The organism is Chloracidobacterium sp. (assembly GCA_016715795.1).
GTDB lineage: Bacteria > Acidobacteriota > Blastocatellia > Pyrinomonadales > Pyrinomonadaceae > OLB17.
Genome location: JADJXP010000002.1, coordinates 1,550,001 through 1,575,290, shown reverse-complemented (window position 1 = coordinate 1,575,290; position 25,290 = coordinate 1,550,001). Strand labels below are relative to the sequence as shown.

Genomic DNA, 25,290 nt, shown 5'->3' with positions numbered 1-25,290 from the left:
TATGAATAAATCTTTTCTCACAAAATATCCCATCGCTGTCGTGACGCTGATCTCTGCCGGACTGATCGGACTGAGCGGATGCGGCACTCAACCGACTGGCCCGACTGCTGGTGGGCCGTCGACTCCGGCTCCGTTGACAACACCAACGCCGACAACGATCGATTGCAACTCGACCGCACCCGAATCGATCGTCAGCGGCGTTTATGACGTACTCGAGAAAACAACGAGCTATACTCGCCAAGAGTGGCAGTTCAACATTTCGATCGCCGTCGCAGGGAGCAAGAAGACGATCAATGTGACAGGTTGGTCGCCCCAGCGCGACGCTATCTATGCACTGATCTCATCGACTGCGAGCGGCTGCACCACCGAAGGGAACAACTTCAAGGTCTCTAAAGATCTGCTTGATCCGCGGTTTCGCGTGATTGCAAGTTGCCAGCCGGGCACTTTTGCCTGCGGCGACGTATGCTTGCCCAATGGTGAGACGTGCAAACTGACAGGTGCGACCGAGACCGTTGTCCCGAGCCCGACGGTGAAGACGAGTACGGAATCAAACTCGAACTCCAACTCTGCTCCGCAGAATACAAATTCGAACAGCGGCAAGTAATCTACACGGGCCCGCGTCATTGACGCGGGCCATCACCCATAGGAGGGGCATCATGATCCGAATCTGCGTTTTGAACGTAGCCACTCGACTTTTTTACATTGTATCCATGCTCATCGTGCTCGCTGCGGGCACGGTCATCCTCAGCCAAACCTGCGGTGCGACCGATGCCCAGATCGTGGCGGGCATCTATGCTGAGATCAAGGATGACAAGGGCCTTGCATCGCAGGTATCGCATATAAACGTCGTTTCCGTTAACCAGGCCGTCAAGTTCCAGGGCTGGGCCGACAGCAAGAAGGACTATGACAAGATCGTCGGCTTCGGCATGGGGGCGAGCTGCGTCCGAATGGTCAATGTGAACAATTTTCTCGAGACGCCGCCACCTGAGAACAGCCCGATGCGCGCCGTCCGTGGTTGCGCGGCCGGGACCAAGCCGTGCGGCGACGTTTGCATTCCGGAGGGCGACGCCTGCGGCCTTGAGGCGTCGGCAACGCTGCTGAAATTCTTGTTCCCGGAGAGTTTGGCATTGCTGTCGGGTAATACCTGCGGCGGCCGCGCCTACTAGTTCGCAAATGGTAAGCATTACCTTCTACGGCGGTGTCGGTTCGGTTACCGGCTCAAAATATCTGCTCGAAGCTCACGGCCGGCGGGTCCTCGTCGACTGCGGACTCTTTCAGGGTGACCGCGAGCTTCGTGAGCGCAATTGGCAAGACCCGCCGTTCGTCGCGAGTGAACTCGATGCCGTTATCATCACCCACGCGCATATCGATCACACCGGCTTTCTGCCCCGCGTCGTGAAACTCGGCTTCAATGGCCCCGTCTTTACCTCGAGGGCTACGGCCGACCTGCTCAAGATATTGCTGCCTGATTCTGCCCGGCTGCAGGAGGAAGAGGCCGATTATCGCAACCGACATCAGTTGTCGAGCTATTCGCCCGCCCTACCGCTCTATGACGAGCAGGACGCCAAGGCCGCGCTTGCCTTGCTGCAGACCTTTCCGAATGATGGCGAATTGCACGATGTCTGCGAGGGGTTTCGAGCCGGTTTCAGCGTAGCCGGGCACATAATGGGTGCGAGCCAGGTGCTGGTCGAGATGGGGGCGACGCGGTTTCTTTTTTCGGGCGATCTAGGCCATTACGATCAGCCAATATTGAACGATCCGGCACCGCCGCCGGCGTGCGATTACCTGATGTGCGAATCGACGTATGGCGACAGGCTGCATGGCGATATCGATTCGGAAACGCAGATGGCGAGGATCATTAATGAGGCAGCGGAGCGCGGCGGGCCGATATTGATACCGGCATTTGCCGTCGGCCGCACGCAGGAAGTGCTGTATATGATCCGCGAGCTTGAGGAGCAGAAACGCATTCCGATAATGCCGGTGATCGTCGATTCGCCGATGGCATCGCAGGCGACGCAGGTCTACAATCGCTGGCACGAGGAGCACGATCGCGAATACGCAAGCTTGCTTGCCCACAAAAAGCACCCGCTGCGCACCGCCTCGATGCAGACGACGTCCACCCGCGAGGAATCAAAACGCCTGAACGATATGCGCGGCGCACGCGTAATTATCTCAGCCTCAGGAATGCTGACAGGTGGCCGTGTGCTGCACCACGCGATGCGGATACTGCCCGACGAGCGGGCGACGATCGTTTTTGTCGGCTATCAGGCCGCGGGCACGACGGGCCGCCGCGTGCAGGACGGCGAGAGGGAAGTCCGCATCATGAAGAACTGGATCCCCGTCGGCTGCCACGTTGAAAGGGTCGAGGGTTTTTCGGCCCACGCCGACTGGAAGGCTGTGCTCCGCTGGCTCTCTGGCCTCGAATCCGCACCAAGAACCGTATTCACAACGCACGGCGAACCCGAATCCGCCGAGGCAATGGCCCAACACATCCGCGACGCCTACGGCTGGAACGTCATCGTCCCTGAGTATCAGCAGACGGTCGAACTCGAATAATTGATAACTCTCCGCGTTCCTCTGCGTATATCTCTGCGTTTCTCCGCGTGGAGTTTTGCGAACAAAAGATTCCACGCGGAGGAACGCGGAGATAAGAGACGCAGAGAACGCCGAGACGGAGAAACACTATGTATAAGATAACCGCCTTTCTATTTACCTTGATTCTTGTTTCCGCTGCGGTGGCTCAGACAAAGCTCCCGGATTTCGCCGGTATGTCGGGCTGTTGGGAGCGGCGGGATGATGCTAAGAAGCTGCTTATCTCGGAGCAATGGATGGCGGTCGAGGGGACGTCGATCATAGGCATGTCGCGCACCGTGAAGAACGGCAAGACGACCGATTGGGAGTTTATGCGGATCGAGGAACGAACCGACGGCATCTACTTCGTCGCCAAGCCAAAGGCTAATCCTACCGAGACCGATTTTAGGCTGATCAGTACGGGGGCGGCCGAATTCATCTTCGAGAACAAGGCCCACGACTTTCCGCAGCGTGTCATCTACAAAGCCGTCGGCGACAAACTCGCCGCCCGCATCGAAGGCACGATCCAGGGCAAATCCAAAGGAATCGATTTCCCGCTAACCCGCGGCAAGTGCGGATGAATTCGTTAGCCACAGAGATCACAGAAAACTCTACAAAAAAACCTCTGTCATCTCAGTGGCTAATTTCCTTTATTCGTAACGCAAACACTCGATCGGGTCGAGCCTTGCGGCTTTCCTGGCCGGCAGCACTCCGAATACTAAGCCGATGCCGACGGACACACTTAGGGATGTGATGATCATCCACGGCTGGATCTGGGCGGGCATCGACGGGATGAGGAGCATCAGGAGGTTGCTTATCAGCATCGATAGCGTGATGCCGATGATCCCGCCGAACATCGTGAGCGTCATTGCTTCGAGCAGGAATTGAAAGACGATCGCTCTCTTGGTGGCGCCGATGGCTTTGCGGATGCCGATCTCTTTTGTCCGTTCGGTCACCGAGACCAGCATGATGTTCATCACGCCGATGCCGCCGACCAACAGGCCGAGGCACGAGATGGCGATGGCGACCAGGCCGACGCCGCCAATAATGCCGTCAAATTGGGCAATGAACGCATCGGCTGTCTTGACGTCAAAATTGTTCGCCTCGCCGTATTTGACCTCGCGACGGAGCCGTAGGACGCTCTCGATCTCCTCGACGGCGTCATTCAATTGGCCCTGCTTGGCCTGAATTATCATTAGCAGGTAATCACGCAGCGGTGCGACCTTTCGCGAGGTCTTGTAGGGCATAAAGACCTTGCGGTCCTCTTCATTCTCGCCAAAGAAGCCCGATTTACGCTTTTCGATCACGCCGATGATCTCCCACGTGTCGCCGTTCATCCTGACGACCTTGCCGATTGCCGATTCGTCGGGGTTTGGGAAGAGCGCTTCGCGGGCGTTGACACCGATCACGAGCACGTTGCGTCGCTGCAGGTCGTCGGCCTCGGTCAGCCAGCGGCCTTCGCGGAGCGTTAGGTTTGAGATACGGTCGTAGTTGGCTGAAACACCGTCACACTGGGCCCAACGATAGTTACGCCCCTCGTAAGTCAGGTTGTCGTCAAAGCTCGGTCCGTAATTGCCGATACCCGGATTGACGCTGGCAATGTCTTCGATGGCGGTAGATTGCGAAAGGATCGCGCTGACGTCGCCGTCGGTCAGCGGTTTGCGGTTGCGTTCGTCGCGGTTGTTGCCGCCGGGCCCCGTCGTCAGGTGAAAGGCGTAGATGTTGTTTGTGCCGTATTCCTCAACGATCGAAACTATGCTCGCACGCATTCCCGTCAGGATCGACGCCACCACCACAGCCGTTAAAATGCCGACAACAATGCCGAGGATCGTTAGCCCGCTGCGAAACTTGTGGGCGTAGATCGAGTCCAGCGCCATCCGCATTACTTCAACCGGCAATGATGTCGAAAATCTCATAACGGTGAACGGAGAATGGTGAATGGTGAACGGCCGGGTTTTCTCCTCGACCATTCACCGATCACCATTCACCGCTATCATGTCTGCGTCAATGCCACGATCGGGTCGAGCCGGGCGGCTTTCCAGGCGGGATAGAGGCCCGCCAGGATGCCGATGCCGCTGGAGACGGCGACCGACAGGACCACGTACCCGAGCGTGATCGTCATTGTCATCTCAAGAGCAGCTCCTACGAGCGCGGTCGCGCCGGTTGCGAGCACAAGCCCGAGAAATCCGCCGACAACGCATAGCAGTGCCGATTCGATCAGGAATTGCAGCAATATCTGCTTGCGTGTCGCCCCGAGTGCCTTTCGCAGGCCGACCTCGAATGTCCGCTCGGTCACCGAAACGAGCATGATGTTCATCACGACGATGCCGCCGACGACCAGGATTATCATCGTTATGGGTATCACCACACCGGCGATCGCTCCCGTTATCACGTCCATCTGTGAGCTGAATTGGTCAACATCTACGAGACCGAATGTGTCTTCCTCGCTGCCGACGAGCTGGCGTTTGTTGCGCAGAAGTGTCCGTGCCTCTTCGATAGCATCCTTGAATGTCTCGTCGCTGTCGGCTTTGCCGTGCAGCTGCATTCCGCCGGTTCTGGTGAACATTTGGCCGGCGAGGGTGATCGGTATGTAGATATTCCGGTCCTGCGAATCGCCAAAGAATGAGCCGCGTTTACCTTCAACGCCAATCACCGTCAGCGGGACGCCCTGCACCTTTATCTGGCGACCGAGCGGCGAACCGTTGGGGAAGAACTTGTCCCTGATATCAGAGCCGATGACCGTGACATTGCTGATGCGTGTCGATTCGCCATCAGTCATAAAACGGCCCTCCGCGATGGTCTTGTCCTCGATATCGGCCATGTTGGCGGTTACGCCGAGCACTCGCACCGATGCCATTTCGATGCCATCCTGCGTGATGGTCACGTTGCCGTTCATTTGAGCTCCGACCTCGGAACAGAGTTGGCAGTTGGCCTTTACATACTCATACTCGGCCCAGTTGATGTCCTTGTTGCGCCGGTTCTTACGTTCCCATTCGTCATCGGCCATGCGGCCCATCGACGCCATTCGCGTGATCATGAAGTGGTTCGAGCCGAGGATCTTCGAAGCCTTATCGACGACATACGTCTTAAGCCCGCTGATCGATGCTCCGACAACCACAACCGCCGCGACACCGATAATGATGCCGATCAGCGTAAGGAACGCGCGCAGCTTGTGCTCGAGGATCGATTTGAGGGCGATCCAAAAGGCGTCGGAATAAAATGAATATAGCTGTCGCATCGATCGGCCAATCCTGAGCGGTCCTGGAGCTATCCTAAAAACGTAATTCGCCGCAGATTTGTTCAGGAAAGTTTCAGTTTAGTTTCGCAAGTACCCTGCGCCACAATGTGGCACAAATTGCACATGTTTCACCGCGTTTCATGTTGTTTCAATGCCGGTTGAAACGCCGCAAAGTATTGCGAACACACACGTTATGCTGCCTTTTCACGGCTTGTTTCAGTATTTCGCGCAAAAAAACAATTTGTCGGACACGTGTCCGACAGATCGGCGAACGCAGTCCTGTTTACTGAGCCAAAAGGGCATGTTGCAAGGATAAGACGCACATGCGTAAATGTCAAGAAGATTTTGTAATTTAGGCCGACGATCCGGCAGGCGTAAACGGGTCTCAATGCCAATGTGCAGACGGCGATACGCCGTGTTATACTTTGCCTTTGTTTTTGCTCAGTTTTGGATAAAGTGAGGAATCATTTTGGCTGTCTTAGTCGATAAAAGCACACGCCTGATCGTGCAGGGCATTACGGGCAAAGAGGGCACGTTTCACATGCTGCAGATGCGCGATTACGGCACAAACGTCGTAGGCGGCGTCACGCCCGGAAAAGGCGGCACCACGCACGAAGGCGTGCCGGTATTCAATACCGTCGCCGACGCCGTTCGTGAAACGGGTGCGAATGCCAGCGTGATCTACGTGCCGCCGGCATTTGCCGCCGACGCCATAATGGAGGCCGCCGACGCGGGGATTCCAGTTGTCGTCTGTATCACAGAGGGTATTCCGGTCGCGGATATGGTCAAGGCCCACGAGTTTTTGCGTGACAAACCAACGCGGATGATCGGGCCGAACTGCCCGGGCATCATCTCGCCCGGCAAATGCAAGATCGGCATCATGCCCGGCCATATTCATAAAGAAGGCCGTATCGGCGTTGTTTCGCGTTCCGGCACGCTTACCTACGAAGCCGTCGGCCAGCTTACAGCTCTCGGCCTCGGCCAGTCGACGGCCATAGGCATCGGGGGCGACCCGATAATCGGCACGACGCACACCGATGCCCTCGCGCTATTCCAGGCCGACGACGAGACCGACGCCATCGTCATGATCGGCGAGATCGGCGGCACAGCAGAAGAAGATGCGGCCGCTTACGCCAAAGACAACGTCACAAAGCCGATCGTCGCCTTCATCGCCGGCCAAACCGCCCCTCCGGGCCGCCGAATGGGCCACGCGGGAGCGATAATCTCAGGCGGCAAGGGCACGGCGGCGGAGAAGATGAAGGCACTAACGGAGGCTGGAATCAAGGTCGTTCAGTCGCCAGCGGATATTGGTTTGGCTGTAAACGACGCGTTGAGATCGAACGTCGTTGCTAGTTAACAGTCATTCTGCGTATTTTATTTCGGAGATGGCGATTCGAACTACCTCGACACGGTAGTTTTTGGCGATAACCGTGCGGCCTTTCCCGCCCGCCGATGTGTAGTCCAGGACCTGTTGCTTTGCAGTCGAGCGTTCCCCTTCGAAATCATCAAGTGTGATGGTCATGGTGAACGAGCGAACGGCTTTTTCGCCATGGTTGATCCATTCAACCCACAACATCTTATTAAGGCCGACCTCGTACCGATATTCAATGTCACCGTCGGTAAACCAAGCGGACCAATCCGTGATTGCGGCAGATTCTATCGAGTTGGAGTTTGTCGGATCGCCAGCTGGAAAACCTAAGGCTCCCGCAGTGCTTGAATAGGCCGATCCGACTACAATAGTTAGCAAGAGAAGCATCGATTTCATATCATCCTCCTTATGGATAAGGCGTTTAGGGAGTATTAGCCTGCAAAAGGCCAAGCGTGACCCATCCCGGCCCGACGTGCTGCACGTAGTCAACGTGAGGTTGGGTGCCACGATATCAATAGTCTAACTGCAAAAAATGGGACCCAATTCCACCTGACTCATGCTGGTTAACATTCTCACTTTTGTTTAACCGTCAATTTCATAGTAATTCGCGATGGCCGCGCTCCTCCGTCGCATGGGTACGCCCATAGGCCAGCATAGGCGCCGGATTGCTCGCCATACGCCTTAATCTGGGTACTTCCATCATCTTCTCCGACAGAGCCGTCACTGCAATTGAACTTCGCGTCATATGAAACAGCCACCGCGTAGGAGTTGTTGTTTTCAAACTTGTATCTGACCTCATAGTTATCCACGATCTTTACTGACTTCCAATAGACTTTGACGCCGTTCGAACTCCCGATATACAAGTAGCTTTCTTGGGCGTTGATTATCTGTGCGAACATCAAACACAGCGAGAACGCGAGGATAAATTTGGTGCTAAATTTCATCGCTAACCTCCAAGTTTGTACACGTTATTTGATAGCGGCCTCGTGAAACAATACGTAAATATGCGCATTTCGGGTTGACTCACGTCTTCGGGCGGCGTAGCTTATCTTCGAAAGTCACTTTTCTCGCATGTGGAGTCTGAACTCAGATGACACGGCCAATCTGTTACTGGCAATCTCCGGCCTTCATTCTGACCTCACCGCCGGGTCGTTAGCGGCGCGTACGCTTAGCAGCGTGCAGTCCTTATTATCGAATGACTTTACGGCATTTGATAAGTTTTCAGTCACCGACAAATTTGTCGAGAACTCCTGGAATAGCGATCCTACCGTCCTGACGCCGGAGATGTATGAGCGCTTCGCGATTGTCATGGCGGAATGCCCGCACGACAATCCGCTTATCCATGAACTTCTAGAAAAGAAACATAAAGGCGCCCTGAAAATCTCGGATTTCGTCAGTGATTCCGACTTCAGACGGACTCGAATGTATAATGATTTCCTCATCGATGTCGAAGGCGCGCACATGATGGGTCTTGTACTCCCTATCTCTCCAGAGATGACGATATCCTGTGCGATCAACCGTGGAAGGTTGGATTTTTCAGAACGCGACCGGACTCTTTTGACGCTTCTTGAGCCGCACCTCATCAGTGCTGTCCGCAATTCACTTGAGTACTCGCGCCTTTGTGAAAAAGAGATCCTTCTCGAGTCTCTGCTCGAACGCGTAACGCGGGCTCGGCTCGTAGTCGACGGCGACGGCAACGTCCTGTTCGATTCTGGAGGCGGAGCGAGATTATTGCGGGAGCATTCTGAAGACGGTGGATATGAATCTGCCGGACAGTTGCCGTTGGCAGTGCGGGCATGGCTCCGGGCCAGATTAAGTGAATCGCCTTTATACGATAAGCCGACCGATATGACGTTAGACGGGGCTGAACGGACCTTAAAGATCGCCCTCGTTCCAGATTCAGCCTCGGGACGGCACAACCTAATTCTCCGGGAGCGTCAGAAACTCTCGCCCCGACTACTGCATAGTTTGAACCTGACCCAGCGCGAATCAGAAGTCCTGTATTGGATATCGGAGGGCAAGACTGATGAGGTGATCGCGGTTTTGTTAAGCATCAGTACGCGGACCGTTCACAAGCACATTGAGCATATTTTCCGGAAGCTCGGTGTCGAGACCCGGACGGGAGCGGTCAGATGTGCGATTGATTTACTTGAGGCTGCCGAATTGTAGCTTTTTGTGAATCTCGACATGGACTTTCCCATCTGCTTTAATAGGACTTCGCTATTTTTCATTTATGAATAACTTAACATTTGGAATCATAAAGCCCGACGCGGTTCGGGCGGGGAAGCAGGGACAGATCATCTCGCGGATATTGGGCGGCGGTTTTGCCATACGTGGGATGAAATTGATACATCAGACGCGCAAGCAGGCTGAGGGCTTTTACGCTGTGCATGCGGGCAAGGGCTTTTTTGACGAGCTTTGCGATTTTATGTCGTCAGGGCCGTGTGTGGTGCTGGCGTTGGAGAAAGAGAACGCAGTTCCGGCGTGGCGTGAACTGATGGGTGCGACCAATCCGGCCGATGCCGCCGAAGGTACGATCCGCAAGGATTTCGCGACCTCGATCGGCGAGAACGCCGTTCACGGTTCGGATTCGGACGAGAATGCAGCGATCGAGATCGCGTATTTCTTTAGCAAGCTGGAATTGGTGTAGGCGGTTTTAGGTCTTGGGTTTTAGGTGTTAGATTTAAGAACACCAAGGCAATTTGAGATTTGAAATTTCGAATTTAAGATCGGAGTGCGAAGCTGATGAAAAAATGCCCGACTTGCGGAAAGGAATTTGAGGATTCGATGCGGTTTTGCCAGATCGACGGCGCGGTGCTTGAGGATGCACCGGCGGCCGAGGAAGCGGCATTCGATCCCTACGCAACGATAGTGTCGCCTGCTATACAGGTGCCGGAAGAGCATGCTGTCGAAGCCGCACCGCTAGAGGAAGCGACATCTGAGGCCCCGCCCGACGAAGAACCGGTACTCGTTGCGGGCCAGTCGATACCGCCTGCTCCTATCGCCGCCCCTGATGTTGAGCTTGAGCTGCCAGGCACCGACCCGCTCAAGACGGTGTTCGTTTCCGACGAAGAGATGAAGGCCGCCATGCAGGATTCCGTGCCAGAACCCGATGTCGCAGACGTTCCGCCCGCAGCAGCCGAGCCGCCGCCTTCGCCATTCTCCGTTCCTGAGCCGCCGGCTCCGTCGTTCATCGAGCCAGAACCGGAACCGGTTCTTCCGCCGATCGCTGAGGAACCGGAAACTATCATTCAGCCTCCTCCTCCGGCTGCTTTCGAACCGCCGCCGGCACCCGTTGAGCAATGGACACCACCGCCACCGCCCGAGGTCGCTTGGCAGAATCAGGAGATCGGTTCGAACACGCCGTTCAATCCACCGCCGCTGGGCACTGCAGTGGGAGATCAAAACAAGACGTTGCCAATCGTTTCATTGATCCTCGGAATTGGTTCGCTGTGTTGCTATCTTGCTCCGATCACGGGCATAGCGGCTTTGATTACAGGTTTCTTGGGAATGAAGAACGCAAATAATAATCCAGCCGAGTACGGCGGAAAAGGATTGGCGATTGCTGGTATGGTATTGGGAGCCCTCTTCTTCCTGATTGGGATTGTTTATTACATCTTCATCATATTCTTCAACGGTATGGCGATGCTTTTGGGAGCCAGCCGATAAGCACTTTGGTTATATGTCACTTGTCGCAGACGTCATCAGATCGAGCGTGGCCGTCATCAAGGGAATGAAGCGGACGATGTCCGAGATCCCTCGAAAGAAGTGGACCGTTCAATATCCGGATGAGCCGGTCACCGTCCAACCACGCTATCGCGGGCGCATCTCGTTGCATGTCGATGAAAACGGCAAGGAAAATGCGTGGCATGTTACCTTTGCGCTGCGGCATGTCCGTCGGATTGTATATATATTGAAGCGGTTGACGATCCTCGCCCTTATTCAGAGCGTGTCGGCCGTGACGAGCGTTACGCGAAGGTCTACAACATCGACTACGGCAGATGCATCTTTTGTGGTTTTTGTGTCGAGGCTTGTCCTAAGGATGCGATCACGCATGGTTACAACTTTGAGATATCCGTCTTTAATCGAGCCGACCTCCTCAAGACGAAGGACGACCTCCTTATCACGAAACAGAAGCAGTCAAAGAATTACCGTGTTGCCCTCTCGACCGAGGACGTCGACTCGGAATTCAAGGTCGTCTAGAGCGTTGTCTCCGGGCTTGTAATCAACTATCATCGTGTCGTTTCGGCCCCGTGCTCGAGAGGAGGAGAAAGATGAAAGGTATTGGATTTGCAGCTCTCGGACTCGGCTCTAGTAGGCTTCTTTTTCTGGTTGGTAGGATGGGTCTGTTTTACTTTCCTGATCAGTTCGATCGATAGCCCTGCACGAACGATCGGCTCTGTTTGTAATTTCCTCGGGAATCTCCTGCAGTATATTTCGATCTTCGTCGTTGCTGTCGGGCTGATCATCGCGGGAGGAAACGGTCGGACGCCCCTCGTGATGTTCAGTAGTAAGAGGCCACTCCCGACCGATCGACCGCCGACACCGAAGGGAAGGCATCATGAGATACGCGGTTTGGGACTGCGTGAATTCGCCGGGCTTCGGTTCGATCATCAGAGGCTCGATCCGTTCAGCCTTGCCCGATTTGCGAACCTGTTCGTCGCGTCGTTTGATGAGATCGAGCCGTTGCTTTCGGAGGAGACGCGTCAGCATCTTACAGGGGATGGCAAGGATCTGTGGTCAGGCGGGGCGGCATCGCACACGCTGCCGGGCGGCGAACGCCTCATCATCCTGAACCCGACACACAGCCGAAATCGTCAGAATGCTACGCTGATGGAAGAGATCTGCCACGTCTTCCTCGGCCACAAGCCGAGCCGATTGGCGGTCGAGGCCCGCAACAAGGACGGCAAGGTCATCGCTCGCGATTACAATCACGCCATTGAGGAGGAGGCCTATTCTACCGGTGCCAGCCCCTAGTTCCCTACACGGCTATCAAGCGAATGGTCGCTGAGGGGCTGACGTCACAGCAGATCGCTCGCCATTTCGTCGTCAGCCGTGCACTGGTTGAATACCGCATCAAAGTTTCGCGCCTTTGGGCCGAATACAAGGCAAATCAAGGCCTCACGAGCGGCGATGATGTATAATCGCCCTTCCGCGATCTGACAATGCCTCGCACCAAGCCAAAAACCACGTCTGAAAGCCTGACAACTGTCGATAAGCTCAGGATGCTGCTCGACATCACCAAGACGATCAGCCGTTCGCTCGATCTTGACGAGGTGCTCAATCTCGTGATGGACACGCTCGGATCGCTGATTCCATACGATGCGGCGGGCATTTACCTGATCGAATTCAGCCCCGAGGACGGGAGCCCATACGTCTTTAAGTCAAAGGTCATTCGTGGCTATCAGATCAGTTTTGAGTTGATAGAACCGAGGCTCAAGATGGGCGAAGGCTTTATCGGGACCGTCGCGCAGACGGGGAAAGCCATCGTCTCGCATGACGTTAGTAAGGACCCGCGTTACTTTGCGGCACGCGAGCGAACTCGGTCGGAAATGGTCGCTCCGATCATCTCAAATGACCGTGTTATCGGTGCTTTTGACCTCGAGAGCGACCATTTGGACGCCTACTCCGACGACGATCTCGCGATACTTCAACTGTTGACGTCGCAGGTCGCGATCATCATCGAAAAGGTCCGGCTGCACGAGCAGGTCGTCGAGAAAAGGCGACTCCAGGCCCAGCTGGAGGCCGCTCGGCAGGTGCAGATGGAGTTGTTGCCCGCGCGCGACCCGAAGGTCGAGAATTTTGACATCTCAGCCTATCTTTTTCCGACCGAAGAGGTTTCGGGCGACTATTACGATTGGGTGCCGATATTCGAGGACCAGATCGGCATTGTTGTGGCCGATGCGGTCGGAAAGGGCATTCCGGCGGCGTTGCTTATGTCCTTTCTTCGTGCGAGCTTACGCGCGAGCATACAGGCGGGTTATGCGTCGCACATTGCCTTTTCTAGGGTAAGCCAGCTATTGAGAGATTCGATCGAGGACAACCAGTTCATCACGGCGATATACGGCATTCTTGATTCGACAAATCGGACGTTCGTATTTTCTAATGCCGGCCACAATCCGCCGCTTCTGATCAAGCCCGACGGCGATTATCGCTTTGTCGAATATGGCGATATGGCGTTGGGAATGTTCGACGACGTGCATTATCACCAGCATTTTATTAGGTTTGACGACGAACAGGTGATGGTCATCTACACCGACGGCATTACCGAAGCGACAAATCCCAACGGTGAAGAGTTTGGCCCCGACCGCTTTGCAAAACGCGTCCTCAGCGGCATTCACTTGCCCGCCAAACAGATGATCGACCACGTCCGCAAAGGCGTCGCCGATTTCACCGAACGAAAATTCCTCGATGACGACGGCACGCTATTTATCGTAAAAGCCCTCTGAATGAAACGCGTCCCAAAACCGTGAAAACGGTATGACCAAACGGCATTTCGTATGACCCACGGTATAGGAAAACGGACCGTTTTCAGGGACGCGAGGATATTCGCTGCGGATGCTGAATTGTTTGCATCCTTTTGTGAAAACCCGGAACGCGGGCAAGACTCAGGGTGTCGGAACGCGGGCATCCTTGCCCGGACGTAACGAACGTCCTTCCTTGAACGCAGATTCAACGGATCGGGCGGATACGGACGGATAAGACAATGGTTCTTCATATCCGTTTTTTTCCGCTTGATCCGTTTCATCCGCGTTCTAGTTTAGGAACGCCACGAGCGGGCAGAGATGCCCGCGTTCCGACGCCTTGACAAGTGTGAATGAACGTGCTATTACTGCAACATCAAGGACGAGATACAAAACCAACACTCACGGAGAAACCCATGAACACACTAGACCACCATTTTGAAAATTCACGCTCGGGCGCTGCCGTCGAGGCGGCCGGTGCAGGAGGCGCAGGGTTACGATCAACAGCAAGGGCCTGATCTACCTCAACGCCTACACCTACGAACGGCTCGGCAGCCCAAAGCATGTGACGCTCTATTACAGCCGACCCGACGACGCCATCGCCATCGAACCAACCTTCCCACCCACGCACGAGACCTTTCCGGTCACAAAAAGAACGCGGCTGGAAGATCTTCGCCTGGCCCTTCTGCCAACACTACCGCCTACGCATCCCGACAACCCTGCGCTTCGTCGAGCCAGAAGTAAATAACGGAATTCTGGTCCTAAAACTGTCCGAAACCGTCGCAATTGGATTCTCGAAGCGCGGAAAACCAAACATAATTCAGACAACAAAGGGGTTGCAGAATCGGATATGATCTTCCTGGGAGAAGTCTTATGTCAGAAGTTGTCTTAACTCTGCCAGATGAGCTAGCGGCGGAAGCGAAGGAAATGGGGTTGTTCAAGCCTTTGTTGGCGTCCTCTCTGTTCAAAGCGGAGATCCGCCGCCGAAAGGCAAACAGGCTGTTTGAGGCCGCCGACCGTTTAGCTGAGGCCGGGGAACCGATGACGGAAGAAGAGGTAATGGCTGAGATCAAGGCGGTCCGAGAATGGCGGCCCCATCGGCTTTGATCTCTTGAAACGATCATCCAAACTAGTTATTCTACCGACGTTATGAACGCAATTAAGGCCTACGAGGAAGTTGTCGATTTTATTGCGTCGGGCACGACCCCGAAGAACGTGATCGCGTTTCGGCCTTCCAAAGCGGCACAAGAGCGGGTTTCCGATCTTTTGCAGCGTGACAAGAACAGCGACCTGACAGGTGCAGAAAGATCCGAACTCGATTACTATATGTTGCTTGAGCATCTGATGCGGCTTGCAAAGGCCCGTGCCCGTGACTTCGTGGTGAATGAGTAGCCATATCAGCCCCGCGATCCGTGAGCAGGTTGCGAAGCGCGCAGTTAATGTTTGCGAGTATTGCCTGATAGCCGAGGAAGACTCTTACTTCTGTCATCAAATCGAACATATAGTCAGCCTGAAACACGGCGGGTCATCCGACCTCGACAACCTTGCCTTGGCTTGTGTCTTCTGCAATCGAAACAAAGGCAGCGACATCGCCGCCGCCGTCCCCGGCACCAAGCGAGCGATCCTGTTTTACAACCCGCGAACGGACCGCTGGACCGATAATTTTAGAATAGACGGTGCAGTCATAGAACCGCTTACTGAATGCGCCGAAGCGACTGTAAGAATTCTACAGATGAACCACCACGATCGAATCGTTGAACGTGAAATACTAAGCCGGCGCGGCCGCTTTCCCAGCGATGCCGCGAAGCTGTTCGTTCTCGAACATTGAAGCCCAGACTCTCTACCCGCCAGATCGCCGAAGGCGAGACGCGACAGGAACGACCGAAAACTCCACCGCCGGCAAAAAAGGCGGCCGCATCGCAAAACGCGCCCGCCTCGAATTTGAAGACAACCGGTAGAAACTTCGTCGCCGGCGAAAACGTCCTGCCGCCGGTCAAACATGAATGAATTCAGCGATTGAGAATCGCAGTGCCTGACCCCGTTCATCCTACATGGCATGATTTTGACGTGAAGGTCCGGTTGTCGCATCGGTCTCGACGGTCATAACGAATTCTGTTATCGTAAGAAGATATAATACTAACTTGGGAGGACCCTTCATATGCGTGCGACTTCGGCGACCTTTTGGGTCGCAGGCCTGTTGCTGTTAGGCTTAGGTGTCGTCAACGGACAGACGCCCAAAGCTGATTACCGATTTCAGGGAAATTTAAGCAGTTCGGTGGGCTCTCCCCCCGTCCTGACCAATCTAACCGGATCTGGAGCAAATTCATTTCAGAGTGATGTGGTTGACGGATACACGCGCCAAACCTTGCGGTTTCCTTTCAATAGTGGCGTCGCCCTAAATATAACCGACTTGATCTCCCCAACCAGTTACACCATCGTTGGTCTGTTCAGGCTGGACGAGACGAGCGGTTTAAGGAGGATCGCCGGTAGCGATCCAACAGACGATTCTGGCGCTTACATTGTAGACGGGCGACTCATACTCGAACCGACAGCGAACGTGCCGTTCGTAGCGGATACCTACATTCAGGTCGCGGTCGTGCGAGAGGCAACTGGGCGGGTCAGGGCATATCGGGACGGTAGCTTGAGGGGTAGACGTGCCCGATGATGACGGCGAGTTCATTCTGGGCTCGGTTTTGCGGCTCTTTCAGGATGATATTTTGAGTCCTACCCAGGCGTCTGCGGGGAATATCGCCAGGCTTCGTCTTTATGACGGGCCGCTGTCCTCAGATCAGATAGCTGCGTTAGATAGGGTAGCGGAAGCCACTGGCTCCGGCGATCAGCCAATACTGTTTGGTTCGGCCCGCGATGGATTCTACGAGATTTACTCCTCAAATGTCGATGGGACGAATCAACGCCGACTTACCAATAACCAACTTCATGACTATCAGGCAAAGTGGTCGCCAGACGGGCAGAGGATCGTCTTTAGCCGAAGCATTGCATCATCCTCCAATTATCGTATCTGGATAATGAACGCAGATGGTTCGGGCCAGGCTCCACTTACGAACGCCGCGGGGACAACCTACGATTATTGGCCGCAATGGCGGCCTGACGGGCAAAAAATAATGTTCTCACGGTGTGCTCCCGCCACCGGCATATGCGATATTTACTCGATGAATCCTGATGGTTCCGATCAGGCTCCCATGCCCTTGATAAACACAGCGAACGATGAGGATCAAGGCACGTACTCGGCGGACGGTTCAAAGATAGCGTTCCTGTGCTCCACGGGTGGAACCTCTTTCACGAATCCTAATATCTGCTTGGCGAATGCTGACGGCGGCGGCAGGCAGACCCTGACAAGTTCTGTTTCGCCGACTACTGTAACGGGCCCATCCTTCTCGCCTGACGGTACTAAAATAGCGTATATCTCTCAATCTAACCCTAACGACGCATTTACGTCGGAGGTGTTTGTGATTAATGCATCGGGTGGGTCGCCAGTCAATATCACAAACAACGCGTTTTTCGAATACCTACCGGTCTGGTCTCCCGACGGTTCACGATTCTTGTGCGGAAGCCAAAGAACCGGTGTTTATGCGGAAGTCTATACGTTCAACTCAACGAATGGGAGCGGTCCGGCTCGGCTAACGACCAACTCAGTTGGTGAGATCGTTTCCGACTGGCGAAGACCGGTAGTAGTTCCGCCTGATCCTGCACTATTCGACTACGACGGCGACGGCAAGACGGACTTTTTCGGTGTTCAGGCCGTCGAGCGGGGCGTGGTATCTGCAGCGATCGACCGCCGGATTTCAGGGGCTGCAGTTCGGGGCGGACGGCGACAAGCTGACGCCTGCTGATTATGATGGGGATGGGAAGACGGATCTTGCGATGTATAGGCCATCGACGGGTATTTGGTACATCCTGAACAGCTCGAACGGGACGGTCTCGTATCCGGTGTTTGGGGTGGCTGAGGATCTTCCTGCTCCGGGGTGACTATGACGGCGACGGAAATGCAGATCTGACGGTGTTCAGGCCAAGTCAGGGGACGTGGTATCGGACGAATTCGTCTAATGGGACGACCTTCGGGATGCAGTTCGGGGCCAATGGCGATGTGCCGGCGGTCGGCGACTTTGATGGGGACGGAAAGAACGACCTTGGCATCTTCCGCCCGTCCGTCGGCGACTGGTACAACATCCGAAGCTCGAACGGTTCTGTGTTTGGCGAGATTTGGCCAGACGGGTGACCGTATCGCACCGGCTGACTATGACGGCGACGGCAAGACAGACATTGCCATCTACCGCCCGTCAACAGGCCTTTGGGTGATCCGCAACTCGGCGACGGCGACTTATTCGTATTACGTGTTCGGGGCGGCGAGCGACGTTCCGATTGCGGGCGATTATGACGGTGACGGACGGGCTGACATCGGCGTGTGGCGGCCTTCGGACGGGACTTGGTACATACAGCGGTCGTCGAATTCGCAGTTTATCGTATTCCCGTGGGGACAGAACGGCGACAGGCCCACTCCATCAGCCTACGGGAATTGAGGATTGAGAATGCTTGACTCTGTATTGCCGTTGGCTTTAGACAACGGTTGTCGGTAACACAAGAAACCGGGCTTTAGCCCAGCGCGACAGTTGGGCTAAAGCCCGAGATATTCTTCAGCACATGACCGTTGCCTTAAGGCAACGGCAATTCAGAAGGCCCGCGACGCGGTCGACCTGCTCGTAGGCTGACAGCCCCAATGCGACGGAGAACGCACAAAAGGCAGGAGATCTCTCTCCTGCCTTTTGTTTTTGCTTCGAGCGTTCCTCGCTGCCTGGGAAATTGCGGGGCCTAATGGGCCGTTATGGTTGTGTGGAGGTTGTCGCCTCCGGGGACGACGGGTGTTGTCAGGTGGTCAAGATCGATCTTTTCGTTATTGGTCGAGAAGGCGTAGGCGTCGAAGCCGTAGGCGTCGAGAAAATCCGTCAACTGCTGCGACCGGTTGAGATAGAGTGTCTCGCTAAAACCGAGTTCCCGCGTAGCTCCAAAAGCCGTTCGATGACCTCGAGCGGGGCGAAACATTCGTGCGGATCTTTGAAAGTGGCCATAGCGGTGCGACCATGCCGGTCGAACAGTTAGATAGCGTTTAGGCGAGGAAGGTTGTTTAAGAAAGTTTGGATTCACCACAGAGACACGGAGGCCACAGAGAAAACGATAAGAATGCCGATAGAAATTGCGAGTCGAGCTCCGCTTTTTCCCGTGTCCTCCGTGCCTCTGTGGTGAATTTTTCTTATGCGAACGGACACAGCAGTCGCACCAGCGTTCCGGACGGGTCCGGGACTTGTTCGGGTTTGAAATAGGGCTCGGCGATCAGCAGGGCTGATTGCAGGCCGTTGAACGCGGTGTGGAGAATGATGCACGGGAGCAGGTTGCTGGTGCGGACTCGAACCCAGGTGAGAGTCACGCTGAGGAGCGTCAGCAGAAAAATCGTCGAATAGCTCGGCAGGTATTGCGGGACGTGTACCAGTGCGAACAACAGTGACAAGGGCGAACGCTGGCTTGACGCCGAATGAGCGTTGGAACGCCGAGTAGAGCACGCCGCGATAGACGACCTCCTCGACAAGCGGAGCTGTGAACGTAGCAAGAAAGGCAACGATGTAAACCGCCGCTCGTGAGCTATTTAGAATGCGGATGAGGTCGTGTTCCTGCTCAGGAAAATAGCTGCTTACGACCGATGCGATCACGAAAAAGACGCCGAGCAGGATGCAATAATGCCACCATCGAAATCCGCCGCGTTGCCATCCCAGCGTCGCGGTAAATCCATGCTTTCTGAATCTGGTTACAACTGCCCACGCCAGCAGCAGGGTCAGAAGATGCGCGGGGATGATGCCGACGACCTGCAGGATGATCGATGTCGGATCGCTCTTAGCAAACTCAACGATCTCGGCGGTGTCGGTGACCGGCGGATCGAGCGATGCGAGGTAAGGCAGCAGCAGCATCGCGGGAACCATCAGGATCAACAGCACGCTGACAAACCATACGCCAATCGCTTCGAACGAGGTCCACGGCGGATCGTTCGGGCCGGCCGGGGCCTGCGTTTCTGGCTGTTCGTATGGTCCGTCGAGCAGATGCTCTTCGCTTTCCATCTGTGAGAGTGTAGCGAATACAGCGCGGCGATAAAGTTCGCCGGTCGGATCGGCGTTTTCATTCGTGCATTAGTGGCTAAATTCCGGCCGCAAGAAATAGCCACGAATGCACGAATAGGAAGTTCGATGGTTGCTCTTTGGGCCGAATCAAGATAACCTAAAATCCCGTGGAGCACCACGGCGAAAAACCTCTACAGAATGTGATCGCGATAATACCGGCACGGTACGCTTCGACGCGTCTGCCGGGCAAGATGCTGCGCGATATCGGCGGGAAACCGTTGATAGTGCATACCGTAGAGCGTGCGCGTGCGGCGACGTCGGTTTCGCACGTGATCGTCGCTACGGACGACGAACGTATTCGTGATGCCGTGATCGCAGCGGGATGCCCGGCAGTTATGACCTCGAGCGAGCATCAATCCGGCAGTGACCGCATCGCTGAGGTGGCCGCGACATTGCCCGATGGCTCGATCATCGTCAACGTCCAGGGTGACGAGCCGCTGATCTCGCCGGAGACCATCGACCGTGCGGTCCAGGCGTTGGTGAGCGATCCGACGGCGGACATTTCGACGGTTTGCGGAGCCCTTGACGAGCCTGCATGACGAACTGTTGAACTTTAACGTCGTGAAGGTCGTGTGTGCCGAAGATGGCAGGGCACTTTACTTTTCCCGGTCACCGATGCCGTTTCCGCGTGAAGCGAGCCTGCGGCATGGCGGCGATCGGAACCAGGCGTTTGAGAACGAACCGGGGCTTTTTCAGAATTACAGGAAGCACGCGGGCCTGTATGTTTATCGTCGCGAGTATCTCTTGGAATTTACAAGGCTGCCGCAGACGAGGCTTGAGAAACTTGAGGCGCTCGAACAGCTTCGTGCCTTGGAAAATGGGGCAAAGATCGTGGTCGTTGAGGCGGCCGGGGCATCGGTCGGTGTGGACACGGAAGAAGACCGAAAAGGTGCGAACGCTGATCGAACCGGGAGTCTCTGCACAGATGATTAGTAATTACTGATTATTGAATTACTAATTAGTACCTTATGGCGGATTGGATCGGAGTTGCGTTCTTTGTCCTGCTGATCGTCGGTGCGGCGGTCGGGCTGAAGCTGTTATCACGGCCGCAGACAAGGACGGCGGAAGAGTTTGAACGCAACGCCCTGAGGGAACGACGGCGTTGGGAGCGAGCATGAATGCCTGCAGGAACTGATGAATCCCGAGGCGGCGAAGTCTAAGGAAGTTATTACACAGATGAAAGATGGACGCTACCAGAAAAGAGGCGGGAAGGGAAGGCGGACGGTTCGGGAATAACTGAAAACTGAGAACGGATAACTGATAACTAAAGCTATGACCAAATACATATTCGTAACAGGCGGCGTGGTTTCGAGTTTGGGCAAAGGGCTGGCGGCGTCGAGTATAGGCTGTTTGCTCGAAGCTCGCGGACTGAACGTCCAGATGATGAAGCTCGATCCGTATATCAACGTCGATCCGGGCACAATGTCGCCGTTTCAGCACGGCGAGGTTTTTGTTACGGACGACGGGGCCGAGACCGATCTCGACCTTGGGCATTACGAGCGGTTTACGCACGCCAAGCTCTCGCAGGCTAATAACTGGACGACTGGTCGCATTTATCTCTCCGTGATCGAGAAAGAGCGTCGCGGCGATTATCTCGGCAAAACGATCCAGGTGATTCCGCACATCACTGACGAGATCAAGGCGGCGGTTCGCACGGTAGCAAATGCCCATCGGCCGGATGTTCTGATAGTCGAGATCGGCGGCACGGTCGGCGACATTGAGTCGCTGCCGTTCATGGAAGCGATCCGTCAGATGGCCAACGAGGAGGGCCGTAATAACGCTATTTTTGTTCACGTTACGCTCGTGCCGTATATTGCTGCGGCAGGCGAATTGAAGACAAAGCCGACGCAGCACTCGGTGCGTGAGCTCATGGAGATCGGAATCGCTCCGGACGTTTTGCTTTGTCGCTCGGATCGGCCGATACCGGCCGACCTCAGAAAGAAGATCGCTCTTTTCTGCAATGTTCAGGAAAACGCCGTTATCTCCGCCCTCGACGTCGGGACGATCTACGAGGTTCCGCTGGCGTTTCACGAGCAGGGGCTGGACGATCTGATCGTCAATAACCTTCACCTGAAAGAGCAATTTCCATCGGCCGATCTCAAACGCTGGCGAGACCTCGTTGCGACGATCAAGGAGCCGAGCGGCGGATCGGTGAGGATCGGTATCGTCGGAAAATATGTCGAGCTTGAGGATTCCTATAAGTCACTCAACGAGGCGTTGACCCACGCGGGCGTGGCGAATAACGTTCGTGTCAATGTCACCTGGGTTGAATCCGAGAACCTGATGAAGGACGAGTATGAGAACGACCTGCAAGACTTTGACGCTATCCTCGTGCCGGGCGGTTTTGGCAAACGCGGCATTCCGGGAATGCTCCGGGCGATCAAATACGCGAGAAAATCGGGAACGCCGTATTTCGGCATTTGCTTGGGAATGCAAACGGCTTGTATCGAGTTTGCGGAATGAATGCAAGATGAAAGACGCCGACTCCACGGAGTTCGACGAGGGAACGCCGTATCCGATCATCTTCAAACTGCGCGATCTGGTTGACGTGGAGGAATATGGCGGCACGATGCGGCTCGGCGAGTGGGAGTGCGATCTAAAAGAAGGCTCGCTCGCTCGCGAGGTCTATCAGGGAGCGACGCGCATCGGTGAACGTCACCGGCATCGATACGAATTCAATCCACTGTTTCGCGAGAAGCTGGAGGCTCAAGGGATGGTCTTTAGCGGCGTCTCGCCGGACGGTAAGTTTGTCGAGATGATCGAGCTGCCGCGAGAGACGCATCCGTATTTCATAGCGTGTCAATTCCATCCTGAATACAAGTCGAAGCCGCTAGCGGCGCATCCGCTCTTTGACGCCTTTGTTTCGGCAGCGTGGAATAACAAGCTCCGCAGTGAGAACCTCGAACACGACGTGACCAGCGACAAACAGGTCGAGATGCCCGAGCGGGCTGAGGCAAGATCCGAATAAAGAAACAACGGATTCACGCGGATTTGCGCCGATCAGGGACTCAGACGATCTGTGTTAATCTGTGTAATCCGTTGTTCCTTCTTCTATGGGAATTTTTCAGGTCGGAGACGTTTCCTTTGGCGATGGTGGTTTGACGATCATCGCCGGGCCGTGTGTTGTTGAGTCGTCTCAGCACGCGCTATTCATGGCGAAGGAGATCAGTGATGTCTGTAAGCGCGTCGGGCTTGGCCTTGTATACAAATCGTCGTTCGATAAGGCGAACCGTAGTTCGATCGACAGCTTTCGAGGTGACGGGATGGAGTTCGGATTGTCGGTGCTCGCTCAGGTGAAGGACGAGATCGGCGTGCCGGTGATCACGGACATCCACGAGCCGTGGCAAGCTGAGAAAGCCGCCGAGGTTGCGGACATGCTTCAGATACCGGCATTTCTCTGCAGGCAGACCGATCTGCTGGTTGCAGCGGCGAAGACGGGCAAGGCGGTCAACGTGAAAAAGGGACAGTTCCTTAGTCCGTGGGACGCCGAGAATATCGTTGAGAAACTGCGGGCTGCGGGCTGCGAAAAGATATTGCTAACCGAACGCGGGACGAGCTTTGGCTACAATAATCTTGTCGTCGATCTGCGGTCGTTTCCGGTGATGCGATCGTTCGGAGTACCAGTCGTGTTTGACGTGACACATTCACTCCAATTACCCGGCGGCCTTGGAAAGGCAACGGGCGGTCAGGCCGAATTCATCGAAGATTTCGCCCGTGCAGGCGTCGCCTGCGGCGTTGATGCCGTCTTTATGGAGGTCCATGACGACCCGACGAACGCGCCAAGCGATGGTCCGAATCAGCTTCCATTGGGCCGATTGGAGCCGCTGTTGCTCAAGCTGAAGGAGATCCATTCGATCATTCGCAGATAGATCGTCGATGTTGAGGTGATCACCTGCGAAGTATCCTGTGGCCATTCTTGCGTTTGTCTTAGCGGTGCTCGGGTGCGATCTTTCAAGATTTACGTCGAACAGCAGCGCGAACAATACGAACGCGGTCCCGATCGCGACAAAGACGCCGTTGCCGACTCGTTCGCCAGTCGCCGAGGCGTCGCCGGCCACTCCGTCGTTTATTTCCACGTTGGAGAAGGCGTCCGGAAAGTATCCGGCAGATATCAAGCTGCTGAAGATACCGGAACTTAGGGACAGGTTGAAGAAGCTGCTTGGCAAGGACTTTGCGGACCTCGATGCATTGGAACGTCGAGTCGCCGATCCAGATAAAAGATGGCGTATTTAAGGCCAGCGCCTGCGAGGCTCATAACTGCGGAGCAAACACCTACTTCATTTTTGTTGATCTAAAGAAGAACAACATCAACGTCTATCATATCGAGGACGATGTCACGAAACACTATTTTGAGGCGGGCAAAATAGAGCTTCCGGCCGGAGCGCTGGAGTTTTGACGTTATTCGTTTCGCTTCGAGAAATGACTATGAGACTGATTCATACTGTTTTAGCCTGCCTGTTCGTTATCTGCGCTGCAGGGTTTGTATTGGGCCAGGATCCGGCAAAGCCTTCGGCGACTTGGCAGGTCCAAAAATATGATATCGATGTTACCTTGCCGGCCGACGGCTCAAGGTCGATCCCGATCCGTGCCCGGCTTAGCCTTAAGAATATCTCGCCGCGTCCTGCGTCCTCGCTAACCCTGAGGATCTCGCCGACCGCAGAAATTACGACAGTTAGGCTCAATGATGCAGATTCGGACTTCTCCAAGAATGAGGAGAAGATCAATTCAGGCGTGAGCCTGCAACGCGTTTCTTTGAGGCCGGGACCGATCATTGCCGGCGGAGTGTTAGCGGTCGCCGTCGAGTACAGATTGAACATTAAGGAGAATGGCGGGGCGGCGTCATTGACTCAGGGCGGGGCCCATCTCTTGCCGTCCTCGTACTGGTATCCGACGCCGAATAGCTGGTTCTTTACCCAGGGCCCGGATCGAGCACCTACTCGAATAAAGGTCAATTTCTCGGCCGGACTTTCGATCGCGTCGTCAGGAATGGCGTCTGCCGGAGCTTTTGATGACAGATTGCTGGTGCAGCCGTTCTTCGTCGCCGGTGACTGGGGCGTCACAACGCTGAACGGCGTTTCGGTTCTTGCTCCTAAGGGGACCGGGCCTGAGGGACAAAAAAGGGGTGACGAGATGACGGCTCTTTTCTCCGAGGCCCGCAGCTTCATGTCGGGGTTCCTGGGGAAAGCACCTGATGCTCCGTTGAGGATCGTCTCGACGCGACGCGGGGCTGGATTCAGCGGCGGCGGGACGCTCTTGGTGGACGAAGCGGCCTTTCGCCGGTCGGCCGTGGATTCGACGACGGCGATGAACATTGCGGAAGCTGCGGCGCGCTTGTGGCTGGGCAATTCGGTTTCGGTCGCCGGTGATGGTTATGGGGTGATAAGCGAAGGCATGGTTCGATACCTGGCAACGCAGTTTATCGAGAACAAGTTTGGTAAGGACATCGCCGACATTGAACGACTACGA

29 protein-coding genes and 3 pseudogenes (1 of these 32 cut by a window edge) are annotated in these 25,290 nt (G+C 55.2%); 26 read left to right on the top strand and 6 right to left on the bottom strand.

Features of this window, described 5'->3' with window-relative positions:
* The first annotated feature begins 1 nt into the window (after window position 1).
* The 4 genes from IPM59_12240 (at window position 2) to IPM59_12225 (ending at window position 3,152) form a co-directional block, all read left to right on the top strand.
* Window positions 2-604 (top strand): hypothetical protein, encoded by a 603-nt coding sequence (locus IPM59_12240; GenBank protein ID MBK9216336.1) that lies wholly within the window; start codon window positions 2-4, stop codon window positions 602-604.
* A 52-nt stretch (window positions 605-656) separates the two neighbouring features.
* Window positions 657-1,166, top strand: a complete 510-nt coding sequence (locus IPM59_12235; protein ID MBK9216335.1) for a hypothetical protein — start codon at window positions 657-659, stop codon at window positions 1,164-1,166.
* 7 nt (window positions 1,167-1,173) lie between these two features.
* Window positions 1,174-2,556, top strand: a complete 1,383-nt coding sequence (locus tag IPM59_12230; protein ID MBK9216334.1) for an MBL fold metallo-hydrolase — start codon at window positions 1,174-1,176, stop codon at window positions 2,554-2,556.
* Between the two features lie 128 nt (window positions 2,557-2,684).
* Window positions 2,685-3,152, top strand: coding sequence for a hypothetical protein (locus IPM59_12225; protein ID MBK9216333.1), 468 nt, complete (start codon window positions 2,685-2,687; stop codon window positions 3,150-3,152).
* 69 nt (window positions 3,153-3,221) lie between these two features.
* On the opposite strand, the gene IPM59_12220 is transcribed toward IPM59_12225, so the two are convergent.
* Both IPM59_12220 and IPM59_12215 read right to left on the bottom strand, forming a co-directional pair.
* Window positions 3,222-4,487, bottom strand: coding sequence for an ABC transporter permease (locus IPM59_12220; protein MBK9216332.1), 1,266 nt, complete (start codon window positions 4,485-4,487; stop codon window positions 3,222-3,224).
* Window positions 4,488-4,564: 77 nt separating this feature from the next.
* The gene (locus IPM59_12215; protein ID MBK9216331.1) at window positions 4,565-5,809 is read right to left on the bottom strand and encodes an ABC transporter permease; all 1,245 of its coding nucleotides are present in this window, start codon (window positions 5,807-5,809) and stop codon (window positions 4,565-4,567) included.
* 469 nt (window positions 5,810-6,278) lie between these two features.
* On the opposite strand from IPM59_12215, the gene sucD reads away from it, so the two are divergent.
* Window positions 6,279-7,166, top strand: a complete 888-nt coding sequence (sucD, locus tag IPM59_12210; protein MBK9216330.1) for a succinate--CoA ligase subunit alpha — start codon at window positions 6,279-6,281, stop codon at window positions 7,164-7,166.
* Window positions 7,167-7,169: 3 nt separating this feature from the next.
* Here sucD and IPM59_12205 read toward each other — a convergent pair whose 3' ends face one another.
* On the bottom strand, window positions 7,170-7,574 hold the full coding sequence (locus IPM59_12205; GenBank protein ID MBK9216329.1) for a hypothetical protein: 405 nt from the start codon (window positions 7,572-7,574) through the stop codon (window positions 7,170-7,172).
* 176 nt (window positions 7,575-7,750) lie between these two features.
* Window positions 7,751-8,122: a hypothetical protein gene (locus tag IPM59_12200; GenBank protein ID MBK9216328.1), complete on the bottom strand. Its 372-nt coding sequence runs from the start codon at window positions 8,120-8,122 to the stop codon at window positions 7,751-7,753.
* Between the two features lie 364 nt (window positions 8,123-8,486).
* On the opposite strand from IPM59_12200, the gene IPM59_12195 reads away from it, so the two are divergent.
* The 13 genes and pseudogenes from IPM59_12195 to IPM59_12135 all read left to right on the top strand — a co-directional run bounded on the left by IPM59_12195 (window position 8,487) and on the right by IPM59_12135 (window position 18,180).
* The gene (locus IPM59_12195; GenBank protein ID MBK9216327.1) at window positions 8,487-9,347 is read left to right on the top strand and encodes a helix-turn-helix transcriptional regulator; all 861 of its coding nucleotides are present in this window, start codon (window positions 8,487-8,489) and stop codon (window positions 9,345-9,347) included.
* A gap of 64 nt (window positions 9,348-9,411) precedes the next feature.
* Window positions 9,412-9,828, top strand: coding sequence for a nucleoside-diphosphate kinase (gene ndk, locus IPM59_12190; protein MBK9216326.1), 417 nt, complete (start codon window positions 9,412-9,414; stop codon window positions 9,826-9,828).
* Window positions 9,829-9,923: 95 nt separating this feature from the next.
* Window positions 9,924-10,847 carry a DUF4190 domain-containing protein gene (locus IPM59_12185; GenBank protein MBK9216325.1) on the top strand — a complete coding sequence of 308 codons (924 nt, stop codon included), beginning with the start codon at window positions 9,924-9,926 and terminating at the stop codon, window positions 10,845-10,847.
* Window positions 10,848-10,860: 13 nt separating this feature from the next.
* A pseudogene (locus IPM59_12180) lies at window positions 10,861-11,381 on the top strand (NADH-quinone oxidoreductase subunit I).
* Between the two features lie 81 nt (window positions 11,382-11,462).
* A complete protein-coding gene (locus IPM59_12175) occupies window positions 11,463-12,155 on the top strand; it encodes an ImmA/IrrE family metallo-endopeptidase (GenBank protein ID MBK9216324.1) in 693 nt (230 codons plus the stop codon).
* 23 nt (window positions 12,156-12,178) lie between these two features.
* Window positions 12,179-12,322, top strand: a complete 144-nt coding sequence (locus IPM59_12170; protein MBK9216323.1) for a hypothetical protein — start codon at window positions 12,179-12,181, stop codon at window positions 12,320-12,322.
* Between the two features lie 21 nt (window positions 12,323-12,343).
* Entirely contained in the window at window positions 12,344-13,627 is a 1,284-nt protein-coding gene (locus IPM59_12165; GenBank protein MBK9216322.1) for a SpoIIE family protein phosphatase, read from the top strand.
* An 888-nt stretch (window positions 13,628-14,515) separates the two neighbouring features.
* Entirely contained in the window at window positions 14,516-14,749 is a 234-nt protein-coding gene (locus tag IPM59_12160) for a hypothetical protein (protein ID MBK9216321.1), read from the top strand.
* 42 nt (window positions 14,750-14,791) lie between these two features.
* Complete coding sequence (locus IPM59_12155; GenBank protein MBK9216320.1) at window positions 14,792-15,034, top strand: hypothetical protein; 243 nt, start codon at window positions 14,792-14,794, stop codon at window positions 15,032-15,034.
* Entirely contained in the window at window positions 15,027-15,470 is a 444-nt protein-coding gene (locus tag IPM59_12150) for an HNH endonuclease (protein ID MBK9216319.1), read from the top strand. Before IPM59_12155 ends, IPM59_12150 begins: the two co-directional genes overlap by 8 nt.
* Window positions 15,471-16,296: 826 nt before the next feature.
* Window positions 16,297-17,493 (top strand): PD40 domain-containing protein, encoded by a 1,197-nt coding sequence (locus IPM59_12145; GenBank protein ID MBK9216318.1) that lies wholly within the window; start codon window positions 16,297-16,299, stop codon window positions 17,491-17,493.
* Window positions 17,494-17,594: 101 nt separating this feature from the next.
* Entirely contained in the window at window positions 17,595-17,879 is a 285-nt protein-coding gene (locus IPM59_12140; protein ID MBK9216317.1) for a VCBS repeat-containing protein, read from the top strand.
* Window positions 17,854-18,180, top strand: coding sequence for a VCBS repeat-containing protein (locus tag IPM59_12135; protein MBK9216316.1), 327 nt, complete (start codon window positions 17,854-17,856; stop codon window positions 18,178-18,180). Before IPM59_12140 ends, IPM59_12135 begins: the two co-directional genes overlap by 26 nt.
* 289 nt (window positions 18,181-18,469) lie before the next feature.
* On the opposite strand, the gene IPM59_12130 is transcribed toward IPM59_12135, so the two are convergent.
* The gene (locus IPM59_12130; GenBank protein ID MBK9216315.1) at window positions 18,470-18,700 is read right to left on the bottom strand and encodes a hypothetical protein; all 231 of its coding nucleotides are present in this window, start codon (window positions 18,698-18,700) and stop codon (window positions 18,470-18,472) included.
* A 208-nt stretch (window positions 18,701-18,908) separates the two neighbouring features.
* Window positions 18,909-19,154 (bottom strand): CPBP family intramembrane metalloprotease, encoded by a 246-nt coding sequence (locus tag IPM59_12125; protein ID MBK9216314.1) that lies wholly within the window; start codon window positions 19,152-19,154, stop codon window positions 18,909-18,911.
* Between the two features lie 286 nt (window positions 19,155-19,440).
* Here IPM59_12125 and IPM59_12120 point away from each other — a divergent pair, with 286 nt between their 5' ends.
* The 8 genes and pseudogenes from IPM59_12120 to IPM59_12085 all read left to right on the top strand — a co-directional run.
* The gene (locus IPM59_12120) at window positions 19,441-19,770 is read left to right on the top strand and encodes a hypothetical protein (GenBank protein ID MBK9216313.1); all 330 of its coding nucleotides are present in this window, start codon (window positions 19,441-19,443) and stop codon (window positions 19,768-19,770) included.
* 245 nt (window positions 19,771-20,015) lie between these two features.
* Window positions 20,016-20,757 (top strand): annotated as a pseudogene (gene kdsB / locus IPM59_12115) (3-deoxy-manno-octulosonate cytidylyltransferase).
* Window positions 20,758-20,792: 35 nt separating this feature from the next.
* Complete coding sequence (locus IPM59_12110; GenBank protein MBK9216312.1) at window positions 20,793-20,942, top strand: hypothetical protein; 150 nt, start codon at window positions 20,793-20,795, stop codon at window positions 20,940-20,942.
* Window positions 20,943-21,096: 154 nt separating this feature from the next.
* Window positions 21,097-22,792 (top strand): annotated as a pseudogene (locus IPM59_12105) (CTP synthase).
* Window positions 22,793-22,877: 85 nt separating this feature from the next.
* Window positions 22,878-23,693 carry a 3-deoxy-8-phosphooctulonate synthase gene (kdsA, locus tag IPM59_12100; protein ID MBK9216311.1) on the top strand — a complete coding sequence of 272 codons (816 nt, stop codon included), beginning with the start codon at window positions 22,878-22,880 and terminating at the stop codon, window positions 23,691-23,693.
* Window positions 23,694-23,730: 37 nt separating this feature from the next.
* On the top strand, window positions 23,731-24,057 hold the full coding sequence (locus IPM59_12095; GenBank protein MBK9216310.1) for a hypothetical protein: 327 nt from the start codon (window positions 23,731-23,733) through the stop codon (window positions 24,055-24,057).
* Window positions 24,008-24,220: a hypothetical protein gene (locus IPM59_12090; protein ID MBK9216309.1), complete on the top strand. Its 213-nt coding sequence runs from the start codon at window positions 24,008-24,010 to the stop codon at window positions 24,218-24,220. The genes IPM59_12095 and IPM59_12090 overlap by 50 nt, the downstream gene beginning before the upstream one ends.
* A 29-nt stretch (window positions 24,221-24,249) precedes the next feature.
* Window positions 24,250-25,290 carry the 5' end (the start) of a tetratricopeptide repeat protein gene (locus IPM59_12085; protein ID MBK9216308.1) on the top strand. It continues 1,215 nt past the right edge of the window, so the window shows 1,041 of its 2,256 coding nt (coding positions 1-1,041); the start codon lies at window positions 24,250-24,252; its stop codon lies beyond the right edge, outside the window.

Coding starts and splice junctions, on each gene's coding strand:
- IPM59_12170 (MBK9216323.1), top strand. CDS start 12,179: ATGGTCGCTGAGGGGCTGACGTCACAGCAGATCGCTCGCCATTTCGTC.
- IPM59_12205 (MBK9216329.1), bottom strand. CDS start 7,574: ATGAAATCGATGCTTCTCTTGCTAACTATTGTAGTCGGATCGGCCTAT.
- IPM59_12240 (MBK9216336.1), top strand. CDS start 2: ATGAATAAATCTTTTCTCACAAAATATCCCATCGCTGTCGTGACGCTG.
- kdsA (MBK9216311.1), top strand. CDS start 22,878: ATGGGAATTTTTCAGGTCGGAGACGTTTCCTTTGGCGATGGTGGTTTG.
- IPM59_12160 (MBK9216321.1), top strand. CDS start 14,516: ATGTCAGAAGTTGTCTTAACTCTGCCAGATGAGCTAGCGGCGGAAGCG.
- IPM59_12165 (MBK9216322.1), top strand. CDS start 12,344: ATGCCTCGCACCAAGCCAAAAACCACGTCTGAAAGCCTGACAACTGTC.
- IPM59_12155 (MBK9216320.1), top strand. CDS start 14,792: ATGAACGCAATTAAGGCCTACGAGGAAGTTGTCGATTTTATTGCGTCG.
- IPM59_12090 (MBK9216309.1), top strand. CDS start 24,008: ATGCATTGGAACGTCGAGTCGCCGATCCAGATAAAAGATGGCGTATTT.
- IPM59_12130 (MBK9216315.1), bottom strand. CDS start 18,700: ATGTTTCGCCCCGCTCGAGGTCATCGAACGGCTTTTGGAGCTACGCGG.
- IPM59_12185 (MBK9216325.1), top strand. CDS start 9,924: ATGAAAAAATGCCCGACTTGCGGAAAGGAATTTGAGGATTCGATGCGG.
- IPM59_12195 (MBK9216327.1), top strand. CDS start 8,487: ATGGCGGAATGCCCGCACGACAATCCGCTTATCCATGAACTTCTAGAA.
- ndk (MBK9216326.1), top strand. CDS start 9,412: ATGAATAACTTAACATTTGGAATCATAAAGCCCGACGCGGTTCGGGCG.
- IPM59_12220 (MBK9216332.1), bottom strand. CDS start 4,487: ATGAGATTTTCGACATCATTGCCGGTTGAAGTAATGCGGATGGCGCTG.
- IPM59_12235 (MBK9216335.1), top strand. CDS start 657: ATGATCCGAATCTGCGTTTTGAACGTAGCCACTCGACTTTTTTACATT.
- IPM59_12215 (MBK9216331.1), bottom strand. CDS start 5,809: ATGCGACAGCTATATTCATTTTATTCCGACGCCTTTTGGATCGCCCTC.
- IPM59_12225 (MBK9216333.1), top strand. CDS start 2,685: ATGTATAAGATAACCGCCTTTCTATTTACCTTGATTCTTGTTTCCGCT.
- IPM59_12120 (MBK9216313.1), top strand. CDS start 19,441: ATGCTTTCTGAATCTGGTTACAACTGCCCACGCCAGCAGCAGGGTCAG.
- IPM59_12230 (MBK9216334.1), top strand. CDS start 1,174: ATGGTAAGCATTACCTTCTACGGCGGTGTCGGTTCGGTTACCGGCTCA.
- IPM59_12150 (MBK9216319.1), top strand. CDS start 15,027: ATGAGTAGCCATATCAGCCCCGCGATCCGTGAGCAGGTTGCGAAGCGC.
- IPM59_12200 (MBK9216328.1), bottom strand. CDS start 8,122: ATGAAATTTAGCACCAAATTTATCCTCGCGTTCTCGCTGTGTTTGATG.
- IPM59_12110 (MBK9216312.1), top strand. CDS start 20,793: ATGGCGGATTGGATCGGAGTTGCGTTCTTTGTCCTGCTGATCGTCGGT.